This is a genomic window from Chitinophaga sp. 180180018-3 (assembly GCF_037893185.1).
Taxonomy (GTDB): Bacteria; Bacteroidota; Bacteroidia; order Chitinophagales; family Chitinophagaceae; genus Chitinophaga.
The window spans coordinates 5,756,409-5,772,309 of sequence record NZ_CP140772.1 but is presented as its reverse complement, the minus strand read 5'-3'; the positions used below and the strand labels follow the sequence as shown (position 1 = coordinate 5,772,309).

Below are 15,901 nucleotides of genomic sequence, written 5' to 3'. Positions count from 1 at the left end.
ACCAACCGGATAGGTATTGACACTGAAATTATGATAAGCCGTTTCGAGGTAAACATATGAATCTCCATTTATATAACCTGCGAAAGGGTAGAAATATTTAAAGATTGTAAATTGTAGAAAAATTGTAATTAGGCCAATTATCAAATACCTCTTATTGGTGGGATTTTTGAGTACGTAATCCTTTAGACTGATCGGGTGAATAGGAAGATACGAAGAATTTGAAGGTAATTCTTCCATTGGCTTTTCTTCATTTAAGTGGGGTTGCTTAAATAAATGTAGGGTGTTTTTTAATAAATGGCTTAAGGAATCCATTAATAATATGATTGACCGTTTAATGATTATTTTTTGTTAGCGAACCACGACGTTTCAGAAATTTAACGAGAGCTCTATTTTGTTCTATAATCTAAAGTCGGTTCGTTGTTATTAAATCATCTCTAAGGTAGGACTATCTACTGCAACCTGCCTACACCACTTTCTGATATTTTTATCTGTTGTTAATTACTGCAGTTGTTGTTTTCAGGGAACTGGGATTACTCTACAGGTGCATAACGATGCATCCCTTACTGCCGTATTGTAGTCGCTCGAATAGGTGATTATTAGTGATGCGTCAGGGTTTGACGTATATGACAGCCATTTGAGGTTTACGCAACCGGTATAAAGTAGCCCATTTGAAAGAGTTGTGCCGTAAGCGTAGAATGGATATAGAGTTCTCGCAGATTTGTATGCAGAGGATGCACCTAACAAGGATGAAAGGAGAATTACTACTAGTGCTATTTTTGCCTTTTTCATAATTATTGAGTTTTACTAGTGATAGAATTGAGTGTAGAAATGGTATTAAAAATACAGTTGTTGAGGAAAACTACTTATGATAGTACTTATTGGCAATAGCTAAACCGGATGACTTATGTTCAGGTAAATATCATGAAATCTTTAGGTGAATTAGTTTCTAATGCTTCTGTAACAAAGGTATGTTTCCTGGCTGCAATCAGATATCGGTGGACATATTTTTCAATGATTCGGTTTAAATATTGGAAAACTGCGGGACTGTCGCACGATAAAACTAGAATTTAGCAGGGATTACGAACTGCCTGTTATGAAGAGATTTTTTTTTTTATTGCTGCTATCTTTATTGTTTCTACAAATAGATCAGGCGCTATCGCAGAAGTTAGATCCAATCAAAGTAGGCGGACAATTAGTGGATCAGGGAACCGCACGGCCATTGCCATCGGCTACAGTTCTGTGCGTATCTGCGAGAGACACTTTGGTTACCTACACTGCCGTGACAGACGAAAGTGGCTTTTTTGAGTTTGATAATTTGGTACCTGGAAAGTATTCACTGCAGATTTCATCTGTTGGTTATGAATCCTATACTTTGCAATTTGTATTGGATAAGCAATTATCTAAAAAGTTTGGGAAAGTAGAAATAAAAAGAAAAGAATATCACTTGACAACCTTTGAGGTAGTCGGTGTTAAGAAGTTAGTTAGATTAACCAGGGATACACTGGAATTTAGCATGGCATCACTTAGAAAGAAGGGAAATGACCAAATTGTTGACGTATTGAAGAAAATTCCTGGGTTTGATGTGGATAGAGAGGGTGTTATACGATTTAACGGTGTAGTCATTGACAACATAATGATTAATGGACAGAAACTTTTAGGTAATTCAGATCCGAAAACTTTCCTTCGGAACCTGCAGGCAGATCTAGTTGATAAGCTACAGATTATAGATAAGAATGATGGAGATGATGATACAAAAAAAGATCTTAATACCAAGTCGGAGAAAGTTATTAATCTTACCATAAGGAAGGAAAAGGAAGGAGTTTTTTCGGGAGATCTTACTGGCGGTATTGGGTTAGGTACTAAAATGGGAGCAAAAGTGAATTTAAACCGCTTTAAGGAGCAGCAACAACTCCTTATGCTGGGAGAAGCTAATAATTTTAACGGCCTCTTGGAATCCAAGAGTACTTCCGGGCCTCAGTTACAGACAACTTGGGATACCCGCATTAACTATGCAGATAAATTAAGTGAAAGGGTGGCGTTCGCCACCGCTTTTTCAACCAATGTGGTATATAGTGAAAACTGGCAGAATAGTCAGAGGAGAACGAATATTGGTGATTCTGCTATACTTTATACAAGGAACTCAGTCAATAAGCAAACAATATACAATCATGACTTTTCTATTAGAGCGGCTATCAAAGTTGATTCATTTCAGAAATTGACAATCACGTCGCACATCTCTAATGTAGGATTAAATGGCTCCTTACTAAGTAATTATCAATCGTCTATTGGCAATAGGGAGAGTAGTAACAATGGTAACGTGGAGAATAAGAATGAACAGAGTACGCTAACTTGGTCCGGCTCAGGAAGATATGAAGTTAATTTTCAGAAAAAAGGACGGAAAGCGGAGCTGTGGTTGTCTTATGCTAATGGAAGAGAAATGAATAGATTGTTGAACCGATCGTTCACACAGTATATGTCAGGCAATAATATAAGCATAGATACAATTGCCCAGAAAAATACCCGAATAACAAATAGACAGTCACTATTAAGTGGAATAGCTTATACTGAGCCAATCACACTAAAAAGCTCACTTAGCGTTGATTTTACCCATGAACATACTATTTTGCGATCCGACCGCGCTGTACTTGATTATAATTTTAAGAATGCACTGTTCGATAGGTCGGTGGATAGTCTCAATATCCTATTGAACGGTTATATTAAGAAAGATTATGGCAAAATAACATGGAGCGGTAGCACGGAGAAGTTTATGTATTCCTTGTCTGCGGGTTTTTTTTCATTTAAAATGTTGGCCCATGATATTTTTCGTAATACGGACTTTTCCATAAATTCCATGGATTTCTACCCACTTATGTATTTCACTTATTTAGTTGGTAAGAATAAAAAGCTTACTTTCCAATATGGAAATGGTCTGCAAATTCCTGAGCTTATTCAATTAATGCCAATTAAAGATTACGCCGATCCACTTCAGATAAAAGTGGGAAATCCATTATTAAGCCCTGCTAAAAGTAGTTTCATGAGTTTTACTTATACATCAATAGATCCGGGATTGTTTCATAGTTTTTTCCTTAGTGGTAGCGCCAATTTTTTGGGAAATCAAATTATCAACAGTTCCAACTTTGACTCTTCCGGCCGGCAAATTATGAAACCCATTAATTTAAGAGGTGGATACACTTTTAATCTTAATATTAATCAGGGTTGGATGTTTAAGAAAACAAAAGATCAACTTAGAATTGGAGCTGATTTAGCGTATAGAAAAATGATAGCTTCTATCAACGAGGTAAATCTTTTTAGTATAGAAAAGTCGGTGACCCCGTTTATAAGTTATAACTTGTCACGGGGTAATAATTTTGATTTCATTATTTCTGCAAGTGCAAGTTATAATGACGTTGTATACCCTCACCAATCAGTTGTATCCACTAACTTTCTCAGCTACCGCTTCTACTTCGATGGCAACCTAAAACTACCATTCAACCTCTCCCTGAACACCAACACGTCCTACTCCGGCAGCGCCGGCCAGGCCGCCGGGTTCAATATAAACTCCTGGATCCTCAACGCCTCTCTCTCCCGTAACTTCTTCAGCAAAAAACAAGGTGTTCTCAGCCTCCAGGGCTTCGATCTCCTGAATCAAAACGCCAGTGTTACCCGAACTGTTGGTGAAGGCTTCGTTGAAGATGTCAGAAGTAACGTTCTGGGCCGGGTTATATTAGTCAAGTTTTCCTATTTTCTCGGAAAAAAGAAGTAACTATCTTATCTTATAAACCCTCTCCGCAAACCACAAAAACTCCCTCCAATCATACTCCGTCACATCATGCTTCCCCGCTCTCACATGATACCTCACCCATTCCCCCACCGGCTCATGCACAGCCGGATACTGCTCACTCCCAATCCCCTTCTTCCCAAACAACCTATACACCACTCCCGCATTCCACGCGCTCAAAAATTCTCCCCTCGGATCCGACCACTTATCCGCTTCCGCACTGGCTACATACAACGGCCTCGGCGCCATCATCGCCAGCAGCATATGCTGGTCTACCGGTAAATCACTCACATGCTCATTATACTGCTTGTATTTGGCGCAAAACCAATGTGGAAACCGGTCGTTGATAAGCGGCAACGTCTCCCCATACCAACGTCTGGCCAGCGCGGCGCCTCCTTCTCCTGATTCGTTGGAATACACTATAGCAAACCGCGGATCTGAAGCACCTGCCCATAGCGCCGTTTTGCCCAGCCGCGAATGCCCGATCACGCATACCTGTTTCGTATTAATCAATGGCTCCTGTTGCAGATAATCCATCACTTTGCTGAGCGCCCAGGCCCAGGCGCCAATGGCGCTCCATTCTTCCGGCGCCGTTTTCAACGCGGTAGCCAGCTTGCTCCTGAATCCATGTTGCCATCCTTCGGGATAGTCTTCCTCCACATCGCCATAAAAGAAGGTGACCAGGCCAAAACCATGTGCCAGCAGGGTATCTACCTGCCACTGCTGCGACTGACTACCTCTGGATGCGGCTGTGGCATGATCGTTAACAATCCCCGCGCCGTTTATCGAATACTTGCTGGTAACAGGTACCGCAGGATCATTGTAAACACTCTGGTTGCCGTGAAAATTCATACCCAGGAATACCGGTACAGGTCGGGCATTGTGGGGCAGGTACATCAGCAAATGTATCACTGCGGAGGTATCGTTGTTGAAGTAAATATCCACCAGTTTGCGGATAGCTTTGCCATTCAGGGCGTGTTTATCAGTTGATACCAGTTTCGAACTAAGCCGAACCGGTACCCTGGGAAACTTTCCGTATACATTTTCTTCAAAAAGGTGGTATATGTAAGGCCGCTGTATTTTCTGCCACGCTGCGGCAGTCTGAACCTGCTTGCCATTGGGCATCTTCAGTACATCCGGTAAGGTGTATGGCGGAACTTTGGATTCGTCGGTATTGGATTGGCGGAAGTCCTGGGCACTCACATGAAAACAGGAGAATATTAGCAGAACGAAGCTGATGTTGCGTAAAGACATGATGGATCTGTATATGTTTGAGAAAAACGTGGAATGTATGAGGAACAATATAGGGAAATAAGTGGGAATTAAAAATAGGTGTCAACCCATCAGGGTAGAGCGGCAGGTAACCCGGTCCACAGGAATATCCTTCCTGCCGGCCCAGCTCAGCAGTACGGCTGCTATCGTAGCGATAGCAATAATTCCTATTACTATCCTCAGCGTTTTCATAGTTTACTCTCCAATAATAACAAAGCTCCGGCAGTCACCCGGCGTTTCCGCCAGTTTAGCCCGCCTGCCAAGCAGGTAATTCATGCCTGTATCCGGTGTCACGCTATAATAAATAACCGTGGGAACTACACATTTGCCGCCTTCATAGGCGGGCTGATAGTATTCTTTGGGGCGGAATGCCAATACGCCGCCTACGCAGAAAATTATCAGTGCCAGTAACACGCTTGCTCTTTTCATGCACTGAATTTACTTCGTTTCCCTGCGAGCAGGTTGCATAAAAAAGAAAAGGCCTTCCCAGTAATGGGATGGCCTGTTTCATTTTTGCTTATGAAAAAATGGTGCTTAGTAACCGTCGTTTTGTTGAAGATTAGGATTACGTTCTGTTTCGGAGAACGGAATCGGGAAAATGGTATATTTACCATTCCAATCCTGGGCGCTCACGTTGCCGCGGGCAGGGATCGTCCGGTGCGTTCTTACGTAGTCGAACATCCCGAATCCTTCAAACGCCAGCTCAATTCTGCGTTCGGTGAGGATATTGGTGAGCAGCTCGGCTTGTGTAAGCGGATGCAGATCTGCTGCTTTCGCTCTCGCCCTGATCTTGTTCAGCAGCAATATTGCCTGAGGGTCCGGAATGCCCGGGCTAAGCTGTGCCAATGCTTCTGCTTTATTCAGCATTACTTCCGCCAGGCGCAGTACAGGCACCCAGGCATCTACTGTACTGGTACCAAAGAATTTTTTGGTATAGAAAGTAGTATCTGTTTTAGCTGCGTTGGTAGTAAAAGTATACAGCGGTTTTGCCCTCAGATCCGTATTAGGATCAAAGTTGGGCAACCTGAAATAGGCTGTTTTGTTAATGGTGATATCGCCCCTTCCGCTGCTGCCGTAGTGCTGACCCAAAGCATTGTTGGTGTTAGGGTTGTCGCTCTGGCTCATGGCCACGGAGAAGATGCGCTCTTTCGATGCCTGGTAGTTACTGGAAGCAAATACCGCTGCGGGAGTGGCATCCAGCGTGTAGTTATAGGAAGATAATAACACACTGTCTGCATAATCCCTCGCCTTTGCATAGTTACCCTGGAACAGGTAAATGCGTGACAGTAACGCATGTGCTGCTCCTTTGGTAGCCCTTGCACGGTCTGCATAGGCATCGCCACTGCTTACCGGTAATAAGGATGCGGCATCATTCAGATCCTGGATCATCTGGTCGTATACCTCTTTTACGGTATTGCGCTTGATCTTGTTTTTAGGATCCATCGCTTCGGAACCATTGGTGGCGGCTGTTAATACCAGCGGTACTCCCGGCTGTTTGGCATCTGCCTGGAAGGTATATGTTTGTGCGTAGAGATTGATGATGTAGAAGTATGCCAGCGCCCGGATGAATTTTGCTTCTCCATAGTAATGAGCGGCTGCTGCTGCGCCAATCACGCTTTCGTTCTGTTTCAGGTTGGTGGTAAAGAAATTACTCTCAAAAATTGTTCTGTACGCGCCAGACCAGCAGCCAAATGCGAAGCTATTGTTGGAGAGCATATCGAAGGTAGGCACGTTACCGAAATAAGAGGCTACGTTCGCATCGTTACCACGCTGATCTACATATATCAGTACACGTCCGCCGAGGTATTCCCTGTTTTGCAACGCATCGTACATACCGATGGCTGATTTCTCGATCCTGTCCGGATTGCTGAAAGCATCTTTCGGATCTATTTTAGCAAAAGGCTGCTGATCGTTTACTTTGGAACAGGAAAACATCATCGTGGATGCCACGGCTACAGCCGCAACAGATAATCGCGTGCTGATCTTTTTCCTGAAGATTGATTTATTGATGAAATGCATAATTCTTTTTTTTTGTCAACAACAATTAGAAACCAACATTTAAACCGAGCATGAATATTCTTGGTAACGGCGCACCTCTGGAATCAGTACCATAGTTAATGTTACTATCACGGTTGGTGTTTATTTCAGGATCAGCTCCTTTATACTTGGTGATGATAAAGGCGTTTTGTACCAGGGCATATAAACGCAGACTGGTGAGGCCCAGTGATTGTTTTACAGATGGGAAATTATAGCCTAAGCTGATTTCACGTGCACGTATAAAGTCTCCTTTTTCCAGCCATTTGGTAGATGCCTGGTTGGATGTGGCGTCAGACAGGAATAATTTCGGAATATCTGTGTTTTTGTTGTTGGGTGTCCATCTGTTCTTGATCTCTTCAGCGTTGTTGCTGAAAGAGTTGGTCAGCAGGGCAGCCCTGGTAGAGTTATACACATAGTTACCACCGCTGTACTGCAGGAAGATGCTCAGATCGATGCCTTTATAGCTGAATGTGTTGTTGAAACCACCATAGAAAGTAGGGTAGCCTGATTTATCCAGGTACTGGGCATCGTTGGATGTTACCGGGTTCACCACTTTGCTGCCATCCGGTGTTGTCCATCTCTGTGAGGCAGGCACACCCGGATTGTACATTACTTTTTCTCCTGCGGCATTGTAGAACATTGCGTAACCTGTTTCAGGATTTACGCCTGCCCATTGAATCAGCCTGAATACGCCCAGGGTTCTGCCTACGCTGGCCCTGTTAATACCTTTGATGATATCAGTACCATCCGCGGTATTGGTCACCCTGTTCTTGATGAAGGTGATGTTGAAGTTACTGGTCCAGGAGAAGTCTTTAGTTTCGATGTTACGTGTATTCAGTGTTAACTCCAGACCTTTATTCCACATGCTGCCAATGTTGGTGGTCAGAATAGGACCGGGGTTACCTGTAATAGGATCCCATGGGGTGCCTACGGTAGCCAGGATCGGAGCATCCAGGATCAGGTTATTGATGTTGTTTTTGAAATAATCTGCTGTCAGCGTGATCCTGTTTCTTAGCAGGGTAACATCCACACCGATATCCAGTTTTTTAGATGTTTCCCATTTGAGGTTGGGGTCGCCGATCTGGTAAACAGAGAACCCGTTCAGGTCGGCATATTGACCACCTCCGTAAAGTGTACGGTAAGCATAGGACCTGATGTTGGAGTTTCCTACGGTACCATAGCTGGCACGAAGTTTAAAATCGCTGATTACAGAGATGTTGTCCTTGAAGAAATCTTCCTCAGAAATACGCCAGCCAATAGATGCTCCTGGGAAATAACCACGGCGGTTGTTAATACCAAAGTCAGAGTAGGCATCAGCTCTTAAGGTTGCATCGAAATAGTATTTGGATCCATAGCTATACCCGATTTTACCGAAGTAAGAATCAAATGCGTTGGCAATGTTATCACCACCGGAGTAAGTGTTGTCAGAGCCTGCAAACAAACCATCATATATTTCTTTGAAGTAGGAATCGGCAAGGTTACCCTGACCGGTATACAGCTGTTTAGTTTGTGCATACTGGGATTCTATACCCACCATGGCATTGATGAAGTGCTTGTTAGCGATGGTTTTCGTATAGGTGGCAAAGTTAGACCAGTTCCAAAGTGCTTTTCTATAGAGATTTTCCTGCACCAGTCCATTATTACCAAGACCCAGGCCAGCCTGCTGTGGACCGCTGTATTGATCTTCGAAGTTCTGGATGAAGTCCACTCCAAAACGGGAAGTCACCTTTAATCCGGAAATCGGCTCTACTTCTACATATACATTGGAGAGCACACGGGTAGAAGTGTTATCGTTTCTTCCCATCTGAAGATTCGCCAATGGGTGGAAGAAACGGTTAGCTTTGGCAGTCGTGGTGTTATTACCATCTGCCAGATCGCCGTTACCCGGTAATTTCAGATAGAGGCTGCCATCTTTGTTGTACACTGGTACGTTAGGCATAGCCGCATAAGAAGAAAGGGTAGAACCAGCGAGATATCCATCAGATAATACGCCATTGTTCAATGATTTGGAAGAGTACAGGGATACGCCTGATTTCAGCCATTTTTTTGGTGTTACGTCCAGGTTTACACGCATGCCTCCTCTACGAAGACGGTTAACCAGTATGGTACCCTGCTGATCAGAATATTCACCGGAAGCATAAAATTTTGCTTTTTCGGTACCGCCGGAAAGGGAAACCTGATGGCTGTGGATAACCCCGGTGCGGAATACTTGTTTTAACCAGTCTGTTCTGTCGGGTTTACCATCGCCGTTTACATCAATGTCTTTCGCAATAACACCACCACCAGCGTTGGCTGATTTTTCGTTCTGAATCACATTGAAGTCGTCGCCGTTCAGCAGCTTCGGCAGCCGGGCGGCTTTTGCCACGCCAACATAACCATTATAGTTTACCGCTACTGTACCTGTTTTACCTCTTTTGGTAGTAATCACAATAACGCCGGATGCAGCCCTGGAGCCGTACAATGCGGATGCAGCAGCATCTTTCAGTACGTCAACAGATTCAATATCATTCGGATTGATATCTGCCAGCGGGTTATAACGGGTACCGTTACCGCTGTTGAAGACGTTCAGATTGGTGTTATTGTTCATCGGAATACCATCCACAATAATCAGCGGCTGGCTGCTGTTACTGATAGAGTTGACACCCCTGATGCGAATGTTTACCGCATCTCCCAGTACACCGGAAGCAGTGCTGATGCTTACGCCGGCAGCACGACCACTCAATGCCTGATCGAAGCTGGTTACCGGACGGTTGTTGAGTACATCCGCCTTCACAGCTGCAACAGAAGAAGTAACATCTTTTCTTTTCAATTCACCATATCCCGTTACCAATACTTCACTCAGCATTTTATTGCTGCTGCCTAAAGCAACGTTGATAGTGGAACGGTTACCTGGTCTCTCTTCTTTTGTTTCATAACCAACAAAAGAAAAAACCAGCGTGGTCGCAGGATCTGCCTGGATGGTATACTTACCATCCGCACCTGTGATAGATCCCGACTTGGTGCCTTTGATAACTACGGATACACCAGGCAACGGTGCACCATCCTGTGCGTCCGTAATTTTACCTGTAATCGTTCGTGTCTGGGCAAAAGAATGCACCACACCGATGGCTAGCAATAGCCATAGTAGTAAACCTTTTTTCATACGGTTCAATTGGGTTTTGATATATAAGAATAAAAAGCTAGCAGACCATGCCTGTGCGCAGTCAGATTTTGTTGTCTGTTGAACTATAGCTGGTGTTGTGTAAACACGTGTGCAGGCACGGTCACTTCATCATTTCATCGATTTTGGTTTAAATAATTTAACTGTAAAAGCTGGATTTAGTCAGCTCAAATTCTGGTTGTTGTTACAAATGTGCTGTTGATTCTATTGCCTGAAAATTGTATGCTACTGACATCAATTTTAATACCCACCATTAGATTTAGATTCCTGGCAAAATGGCTCTCATCCTGGCTGGTAGCCTGGTTTGCAACAGTATATTCCCACCTTTTTCTATGAAAAGACAACGGAGAATTCCCCGCAGCCCTCTATGGCACATGATTAGATTTTAGTGATTATTTTCTCTCTTTTTCAATAAGCAAAACCAATGCTGTAAAGAATATTTTCTAAAACTTTTCTATTAGTGGTACAAGCTACAGTAGTTGTTACTGTGATCGACTTTTCTCATTAGCACGATAAAAATAGAGCCTTTTTATTTAAAAACAAAGATTTATTTTTTGAGTAGTTACAATAAGGCTGATATAAAGAAGTAATTAGCGTTTCCTGTCTGCCCAAAACAAACAAAGAGAAATAAGGGTTAATAGCATCAGCAGCATAACGAACAGGCCCCAGGTACTATGAGCCAGCACTACGCCGGTACTGCTGCCTATTACCGATGCTCCTGCATAATAAAACAACCAATACAACGACGTGGCAGTACTTTTTCCTTCACTTACATATTCCGATAGCAGCCTGCTGACAATAGTATTAGCGCCGAAAAAACTGAACGTAAATAATCCAAGCCCGATGATAATACCAGCCAACACCGGAGCCAGTAATAGCGATAATCCTCCCAGCATTAATACTATAAACCGCTTCACCAAACGAATAGGCGCTACCCGTTCAGACCACCTGCTGGCCATCATCGAACCGGTAACTCCAGCAGTATACATCAGGAAGATACCCGCTATAATATAGTGTGGTAATGAAAACGGCGGCGCTTCAAGACGGAAACCAAGATAATTGTATACGGCTACAAAACTGCCCATCAGCAGAAAGGCTACACAATAAATCCGCACGGTAAACGGATTCCTTACGAATTGCCACATTTGCCTTACCTTCAACGCTGCTGGCACCAGCTGTGGCACAAAATGTGCCGATGGCGGCAGCTGCCGCATGAATAGCAGGCCAAAAACAAAACTGGTTGCACCTATAGTGCCTACTGCCCATTGCCAGTTCAACCAGCCGGATATCAATATAGCTACGATACGACCTGCCATACCTCCAATGGCATTGCCGCTCAGATAAAGACTAATAGCCAGTCCCAATGCTTCAGGACTAACTTCTTCCGACAGGTACGCCAGCGCTACCGCCGACACTCCCGATAATACTGCACCTTTCAGAAAGCATAATGCTATCAGCCATTCAAACTGCGGCATCACCGCCGATAATAAGGTGAGAGCAGAAGAAACCAGCAACGATCCACTCATCAACCGCTTTCGGGAAATCGTATCCGCTTTGAAAGAAAAGAAAATCAATCCTGTCGCCATCCCCAGCGTAGATGCTGATACGGCATAACTGCTTTGTGCAGGAGTGATCCGGAAATGCTTACATAATAAAGGCAGTAACGGCTGAAACACATATAACTGAGCAAATACTGAAAGCCCTGAAAGAAAAATAGCCGATTTGATCCGTCGGAATAAAATACTATGCCTGCCTGCTTTTTCTGCCGTTACTGCCATTTGCCGGCAAAGATCTGTCTAAGTCATCAATTAACGAAACAGTATTATCTTATCGATATCATTGGTAAAACCGATCGATGAAAACTTCGTGTGAAAATATTATTTTAGTAGATATGGTGACACAATTGAAAAAACTACTGCTGCTCGCTGGTCTGCTGGCGTGTACCGCTGTAAAAGCACAATCCCCCGCGATTAAATCTCCCAATATCATTTTCTTCCTGGTCGATGATATGGGATGGCAGGATACTTCTGTTCCTTTCTGGGACAGCATCACGCCCGCTAACCGCAAATTTCGCACACCTAACATGGAACGCCTCTGCAAGTCGGGCACTAAATTTACCAACGCCTACGCCGCCTCGGTTTGCACGCCTTCCCGCGTCAGCCTCCTCACCGGCATGAACGTGGCCAGGCATCGTGTCAGCAACTGGACGTCGACGAAAAATACGGCGGTCGATGGAAAGGATAGTTTGCTCGATATCCCCGACTGGAACGTCAACGGCATCTCCCCGGTTCCTGATCAGGAAAAAAGCGTATATGCGACCCCGTTACCACAGCTCCTGAAAGACCATGGCTACTACACCATCCAATGCGGCAAGGCACACTTCGGCGCCTATGGCACCATTGGCGCTGATCCGCTGAATCTGGGCTTTGTAAAAAATATCGGCGGAAGCGCAGCCGGCCATCCGGCCTCTTACCTGGCAGAAGATGATTTCGGCCGGCAACCAGGCAAATTTATTCTTCAGGCAGAAATGCCAGGACTGGATAAATACCGCAAAAAACATTCTTTCCTCACGGAAGACCTCACCCAGGAAGCAGTGCTGGCAATGGATACCGCGCAGCTCAGGAAACAACCTTTCTTTCTTTATATGGCGCATTATGCGGTACATCTGCCTTATAACCCCGACGATCGCTTTATTCAACGCTACCTGGATTTGGGGCTTCCCAAACCCGAAGCAGCCTACGCTGCCCTCGTGGAAGGGATGGATCAAAGTCTGGGTGAACTGATGGACTACCTCGATCAGCATCATCTTACAGAAAATACCATCATTGTATTCATGTCTGATAATGGTGGATTTTCACATCCACCCCGGCAGGGTAATCCTAATACGCAGAATTACCCCCTCAGAGGTGGCAAGGGCTCTCTGTACGAAGGTGGTGTAAGAGAACCCATGATGGTGCGCTGGAATGGCGTTACAGCGCCTGGAAGTGTGAATGATCAGTATGTGATCATGGAAGACTTTTACCCCACTATTCTCGAATGGGCCGGGATCAGGAATTATAAAACCGTTCAAACAACAGATGGGCAAAGCATTATACCTTACCTGAAACAACCATCTCTGCGTAATCACAGCAGGGCATTAATCTGGAATTATCCCAACGACTGGACCGGTGGTCAGCTTGGAAATGATAATGCCTGGCTTACTGCCATCCGGCAAGACAACTGGAAACTGATCTATTTTGAAAAAGAACAGCGCCTCGAACTATACAACCTTTCGAACGACATTTATGAATCCAATAATCTCATTGCCACCAATCCTAAAAAAGCCAAAGAACTCGCCGATCTTCTCACGAAAGAACTGAAGGCGCGCAAAGCGCAAATGCCGCACTACAGGGCTACAGGCAAGGAGGTGAAGTACCCGGGGGAAATTAGAATTCCTGATTAGTAATTCTCGTTCCCCTGCTTATCCGATAGCTGAACGCTATTGTCACACTCCTCGTATCCCATATACGGCTGTCGAAACCACCGGCGCCGTGTATGCGATCAAAATATTGTTTATCTCTTCTGCTGTGAAAAACATCGCGCATGTTCAACAACAGACTGCCCTTATCTTTCAGTACTTTCTTCCTGATGCCGGCATGCATGTACCAATTGGGCGCCTGTATATATTGGAGGAAGATCATGGAGGAAGAATAGGTAGTAAATATTTCAGCGCTCCAGTTATCCCGGAAAATAAATTGCTGATTAACAGTGAGCAGGCATCCCGGACCGTTACGGTACATCGGTTCATTAAACAACTGACTACGGTATTGGGTATACGTGAATTGCAGATTGGGAGAAAGCTTCCACCAGGGCGCAGGTGCCAGTGTTCCTTCCAGGGCGATGCTGCCAATATCTTTGTTGCCGGTATTGCTGAAGGAGCTGTAAAAGATGTAATCCTTCACTGTTGTAATTTCTTCCATGTTATCACGTAAATGACTATACGATACACTGATGCTGAATATATTTTTATAGAGCCAGTCCACTTCTGCATTATCCGCCAGCTGAGGGCGTAACAGGGGATTTCCCTGTTCATAGTTATAGCTGTCCATGGGCATAATGGCCGGATTGAGGTTGTTATAATCCGGCCGGTCTATCCGGCGGCTATAGGAAAGATTAAATTGATGATCCTTCTTTTTCAGCGTGAGCTGCAATGAAGGAAAAAGCTGGGTATAACGGTTAGTGAATGAAAGACCGGTTTGGTGAGTGCTGATGTTGGTATGTTCCATCCTCAGGCCTGCCTGTCCGGAGAAACGGCCTGCCTCCCAGCTATAGCTGGTGTAAAATGCATGGATAGCGTCGTTGTATCGGAAGCCGTCGTTGGCAGTGCAATTCATGAACCCCGACTTATACCCGACAGCTATTTTGTGGAATTTGGAAAAAGGGCGCTGGTAATCTGCCTTTACGGAATAGGTATTTACAGTAGCAGGCATGGCAGCCGGCAGGCTGTCGGCAAAGCGCCATCGTTGCCCGCGCGTGTATCTGAGATAGGAAAATGCCACACTGAGTTCGTGACCACTGGTATCGAACTGATGCTTTATTTCCGTATAGGCGTCGAGGTTATTAGTGTACCGTTGCCGGAATAAGGTGGACTGATGTAGACTATCGCCCTGGGGCTTGGCATAATTTTCCAGCGCATCACTGCTATTCCGGCTGTGAAGGTCGGTGTAAAGATCAGATAAGCTGGCGGATAGATGGGTAGAAGAAGACAACTTCCAATCCACACCGCTCTTTGCCAGCAGCCGGTGCATAGTGGAGGTATAAAATCCATGCTGTAGAATGCCTGTCAGACCGGTTGTTCCCGGATAGCTTCGTTCTTTAAGGATGTTGTTATAGCCGGTGCCGTTATAGTTATCCACATTGCCATAAAAGTTAATGCGGCTGGTTTTGTAATTGAAGCTGCCGTTTTGTGTGATTCTTGCATAACGTCCCTGAATATTTTCAGACATCAGTTGCGCATTGAAGCCACTCAATTTCTCCTTTTTCAGGATGATGTTGATAATGCCTGCATTGCCCGCTGCATCGTATCCGGCAGGTGGTTGAGGCATGATCTCAATTCTATCGATCATTGCACCGGAAATAGACTGGAGATAAGCGCTCAGTTCACTGCCCTGCAGCGATATGGGTTTGCCGTCGATGAAGATGTTGACACCAGGTTTCCCTTTCAAATAAAGCTGGTCGCCGGCTACCTGCACGCCCGGGGCCTGTTCCAATACTTCGAGTGCATTGGCGCCGGCTGCCGTCAACATAGTGCTGACGTGCATGATAATAACGCCGGGTTTCCGCTCGATAAGTGGTTTCCCGGCAGTGACGGTAACTCCCTGTAATTGCCGGGGTGCCGGTTGTTGCCCGTACAGTTGTGCTGGAGAAATTATCAGGTAACACAATAGTATTTTCGCTAAATTGTTATGGTTCGTGAACATGTGTTTAGCCCGGTTTTATGGGACAAAGAACAAGAGAACCCTGCGTACTTTTTTAGAATTTCGACCATCGGCAGGTTGCACCCGGGATATAGCAGTAGTAGCTGCCAGGGAATGAAATTGGTAGAATCCTGCCCGAAAATGGTTGTTCGTCGAAATAACAGCGCAGAAAACGGGCAGCCGTTATTTTTGCAATAC

The 15,901-nt window shown here is 44.7% G+C and carries 9 protein-coding genes; 2 read left to right on the top strand and 7 right to left on the bottom strand.

Annotation, left to right across the window (positions count from 1 at the left end; all coding sequences use genetic code 11):
• The first annotated feature begins 1,093 nt into the window (after positions 1-1,093).
• Positions 1,094-3,763: a TonB-dependent receptor gene (locus tag UNH61_RS22435; RefSeq protein ID WP_326994246.1), complete on the top strand. Its 2,670-nt coding sequence runs from the start codon at positions 1,094-1,096 to the stop codon at positions 3,761-3,763.
• Here UNH61_RS22435 and UNH61_RS22430 read toward each other — a convergent pair whose 3' ends face one another.
• From UNH61_RS22430 to UNH61_RS22405, 6 genes are all read right to left on the bottom strand, one after another.
• A complete protein-coding gene (locus UNH61_RS22430) occupies positions 3,764-5,032 on the bottom strand; it encodes a hypothetical protein (RefSeq protein ID WP_326994245.1) in 1,269 nt (422 codons plus the stop codon). It abuts the gene before it with no gap.
• 81 nt (positions 5,033-5,113) lie between these two features.
• On the bottom strand, positions 5,114-5,242 hold the full coding sequence (locus UNH61_RS22425; protein WP_326994244.1) for a hypothetical protein: 129 nt from the start codon (positions 5,240-5,242) through the stop codon (positions 5,114-5,116).
• 3 nt (positions 5,243-5,245) lie between these two features.
• The gene (locus tag UNH61_RS22420) at positions 5,246-5,479 is read right to left on the bottom strand and encodes a hypothetical protein (protein ID WP_326994243.1); all 234 of its coding nucleotides are present in this window, start codon (positions 5,477-5,479) and stop codon (positions 5,246-5,248) included.
• A gap of 105 nt (positions 5,480-5,584) precedes the next feature.
• Positions 5,585-7,069, bottom strand: coding sequence for a RagB/SusD family nutrient uptake outer membrane protein (locus UNH61_RS22415; RefSeq protein WP_326994242.1), 1,485 nt, complete (start codon positions 7,067-7,069; stop codon positions 5,585-5,587).
• Positions 7,070-7,094: 25 nt separating this feature from the next.
• On the bottom strand, positions 7,095-10,229 hold the full coding sequence (locus UNH61_RS22410; RefSeq protein ID WP_326994241.1) for a TonB-dependent receptor: 3,135 nt from the start codon (positions 10,227-10,229) through the stop codon (positions 7,095-7,097).
• A 608-nt stretch (positions 10,230-10,837) separates the two neighbouring features.
• Positions 10,838-12,025 carry an MFS transporter gene (locus tag UNH61_RS22405; RefSeq protein WP_326994240.1) on the bottom strand — a complete coding sequence of 396 codons (1,188 nt, stop codon included), beginning with the start codon at positions 12,023-12,025 and terminating at the stop codon, positions 10,838-10,840.
• Positions 12,026-12,102: 77 nt separating this feature from the next.
• Between UNH61_RS22405 and UNH61_RS22400 the strand changes: the two genes are divergently transcribed.
• Positions 12,103-13,689 (top strand): sulfatase, encoded by a 1,587-nt coding sequence (locus UNH61_RS22400; RefSeq protein ID WP_326994239.1) that lies wholly within the window; start codon positions 12,103-12,105, stop codon positions 13,687-13,689.
• On the opposite strand, the gene UNH61_RS22395 is transcribed toward UNH61_RS22400, so the two are convergent.
• Positions 13,673-15,706, bottom strand: coding sequence for an outer membrane beta-barrel protein (locus tag UNH61_RS22395; RefSeq protein ID WP_326994238.1), 2,034 nt, complete (start codon positions 15,704-15,706; stop codon positions 13,673-13,675). The genes UNH61_RS22400 and UNH61_RS22395 overlap by 17 nt on opposite strands.
• Positions 15,707-15,901 lie beyond the last annotated feature (195 nt).

Coding starts and splice junctions, on each gene's coding strand:
- UNH61_RS22415 (WP_326994242.1), bottom strand. CDS start 7,069: ATGCATTTCATCAATAAATCAATCTTCAGGAAAAAGATCAGCACGCGA.
- UNH61_RS22430 (WP_326994245.1), bottom strand. CDS start 5,032: ATGTCTTTACGCAACATCAGCTTCGTTCTGCTAATATTCTCCTGTTTT.
- UNH61_RS22410 (WP_326994241.1), bottom strand. CDS start 10,229: ATGAAAAAAGGTTTACTACTATGGCTATTGCTAGCCATCGGTGTGGTG.
- UNH61_RS22395 (WP_326994238.1), bottom strand. CDS start 15,706: ATGTTCACGAACCATAACAATTTAGCGAAAATACTATTGTGTTACCTG.
- UNH61_RS22435 (WP_326994246.1), top strand. CDS start 1,094: ATGAAGAGATTTTTTTTTTTATTGCTGCTATCTTTATTGTTTCTACAA.
- UNH61_RS22400 (WP_326994239.1), top strand. CDS start 12,103: ATGAAAACTTCGTGTGAAAATATTATTTTAGTAGATATGGTGACACAA.
- UNH61_RS22425 (WP_326994244.1), bottom strand. CDS start 5,242: ATGAAAACGCTGAGGATAGTAATAGGAATTATTGCTATCGCTACGATA.
- UNH61_RS22405 (WP_326994240.1), bottom strand. CDS start 12,025: ATGGCAGTAACGGCAGAAAAAGCAGGCAGGCATAGTATTTTATTCCGA.
- UNH61_RS22420 (WP_326994243.1), bottom strand. CDS start 5,479: ATGAAAAGAGCAAGCGTGTTACTGGCACTGATAATTTTCTGCGTAGGC.